Annotated in this window: 1 protein-coding gene and 1 pseudogene; both read right to left on the bottom strand. The window is 71.3% G+C overall.

Annotation, left to right across the window (positions count from 1 at the left end):
• Positions 1-188 precede the first annotated feature (188 nt).
• On the bottom strand, positions 189-1,748 hold the full coding sequence (locus ADK36_RS08105) for a PstS family phosphate ABC transporter substrate-binding protein (RefSeq protein ID WP_048587579.1): 1,560 nt from the start codon (positions 1,746-1,748) through the stop codon (positions 189-191).
• A gap of 57 nt (positions 1,749-1,805) precedes the next feature.
• A pseudogene (locus ADK36_RS08100) lies at positions 1,806-2,470 on the bottom strand (serine/threonine protein kinase); the annotation flags it as partial.

The raw sequence follows: 2,470 nt of genomic DNA, 5'->3' as shown, positions 1-2,470 counted from the left end.
TGAAGGGGCTCCGCCCCTTCGACCCCGCTGGGGCTGCCGCCCCAGACCCCGCTATCGGCCCTTAAGGGGCCTCGTCCTCAAACGCCGGACGGGCTGAAGATGCCTGGACCGGCGCCGGAACGTGGCGGGCCTCGTCCTCACGCGCCGGACAGGCTGAAGATGCTGGACCGGCTGAAAGATCGCCCTCCTCACGCACCGGGCGGGCTGGAGGTGCACAGCCTCACCCCCACCGGCGTGCCGCACGGCAGGTGGCCCTGGGTGCGGATCACCTGGCGGCTGCTTTCCTTGTCGAGGTAGGCGAGGAAGCCGGCGGTGAGGGAGTTGTCGGAGGGGGTGCCGTAGGTGTAGGCGTACTCGATGTCGCGGTACGGGTAGGCGCTGGCGCCGCGTTCGATCTCGTCCACGTCGGCACGGTCGCCGTCGAGGGGGACCGTGCGCACGCCCTTGTGCCGGGCGGCGACGCTCAGCTCGCTGTAGCCGAGGGCGCCGGGTTGCTCGGCGACCTTGTCCAGGACGTCGCTCGTGCCGGGGAGTTCGCACCGTGTGACGGCGGTGACGGCGCCCTGGGGCGGCCGGCAGTCCAGTGAGGTGCTCTGGGCCTGCTCCCACTCCCCCAGTACGCGGTCCTGGAAGACCTGCCGCGTCCCCGAACTGTCGCTGCGGCTGACGAGGACGATGGGCAGGTCGGCGGTCGCCTTGTCGGTGGTCCCGGGGAGCACCTCGCCCCAGCGCTTGTACCTGCCCTGGTAGATGTCCCGTACCTGCCGCACCGACAATCCGTCCGGCCCGAGGTCGATGCCGTCGTTGACGACGAGCGTGAAGACGGACAGCGCGACCTTCTTCCCCTTCAGCCCCAGGCGGTCGCCCAGCGGGCCGTCGGAGAACGCGATCACGTTCCGCGCGCTCGCCTTCGACCGGTCGGCCAGGGCGGCGAGCTCGGCGACGCCGGCCTCGCTGCCGCGTGCCTCGACGTGGATCTCGGCGCCCGCGCACTTGCCCTCGTACTGCTTCGCCAGCGTCTCGGTCACCGGCTCGAAGGCCGTCGAGCCGATCACCGTCACCTCGCCCGTCTCGCACTCGATCGGATTGCCGTCACGGAAGACGACGATGCCCGCGAGGGCGAGGACGGAGAGGGTGAGCAGACCGGTGAAGATCCTGGCCGGAAGGCTGAACACCGGCGGCTTGTCGTCCGGTGTAGCACTGCGGTTGGGGTGCACCTCGCCGTCCCGCAGGCCGCCCCGGAGCCGGATCTCCGCGCCCACGTCGCCGCCGGAGAGCATCACCAGCAGTTTGTAGTGGTCGCCGGGGTTGAGCGGGACGCGCGGGATGCGCAGCCGGTTGCCCTCGTAGCCGAAGCCGCGTTGCGCGGTGAAGTGGTCCATCAGATGGTCGATGTCGGTCGGCTGGGTGACGGACACACCCCGGATGGTGCGGTCCGTGAACACCGCGGTGAGGCCATGGGGTTCGGGGCCCGTGTAGTCGTCGCGGTCGATGCTCTGCGAGCCGTCGTTCTCGACGCGCAGCAGCACAAGCGTCGCGTCGTCCATGTCCGCGTCGAAGAGGCCGAGCCGTACGTTGGCCCGGCCCGAACGCACGTCGTCGCCTATCGGGTTGTCCATCTGGACGCGATAGCCGATGCGCTTCCGGCGCGGCACGCGCCGCTCGTACCAGACCATGACGCCCGACGCGACGACACCGAGCACCGCCGTACCGATGGCCACGATGTTCTCTGTGCTCAGCCACTCCACCGGGGCCACGGTAGGTTTGCTCGATCTCAACAGCCCTACGGATACGGATACTTGGGGTTACTGTCTGGTGTACGTCAGCTTCTCCCCGCTGCTCGTGTTCACCCGCTCCAGCCTGCCGTCCGGCAGCAGTGTGATCTCGGTGGCCTCGCCGGGTGAGCAGGAGGTGGCGGGTTCGCCCGCGGTCACGGTGGACGGGCCGATCGCCAACGGGCCGTCCGCGCCCGGCTCTTCGGCGAGCGTCGCCTCGAACTCGCAGTGGTAGGTGCCGCTGCCGGCGGGGCCGTCGGCGACGAGGGAGAGCACCTTGTCGCCCACCTCGCCCTGCCGGATGGTCAGCCGGCGGGAGTTCTCGCCGGTGGCGTTGTCGATCGAGGCCGTCCAGGTGCCCAGGAACCGGGTCGGGACCGCGCCGTCCGCGGGCGCGGTGTCCGTCGGGTCCGGAGAGGTGGCCGGGTCGGTCGGACCGGAGGTCTCGGGGTCGGTCGGGGCGTGGGTGGTCGCGGTGTGGGGGCCACCCGTCGGGCCGCCGCTCGCGTTGTCGTCCCCGCCGCCGTTCATGAGGGCGTACACCGAACCCCCGGCGCCGAGCGCGACGACCAGCGCGACGAGGACGAGCGCCACCGTGGAACGGCCGCTGCGGTGGGGCGCCTCGGGCGGGGGCGCGGGGAGGTAGGGCAGGGCCGGGTCGTAGGGCGGCGTGGGGCTGTACGGCGGGGTAGGGC

The organism is Streptomyces viridochromogenes (assembly GCF_001270495.1).
GTDB lineage: Bacteria > Actinomycetota > Actinomycetes > Streptomycetales > Streptomycetaceae > Streptomyces > Streptomyces viridochromogenes_A.
Note: the sequence above shows the minus strand (reverse complement) of the source record. Positions and strands in the feature narration are given on the sequence as shown.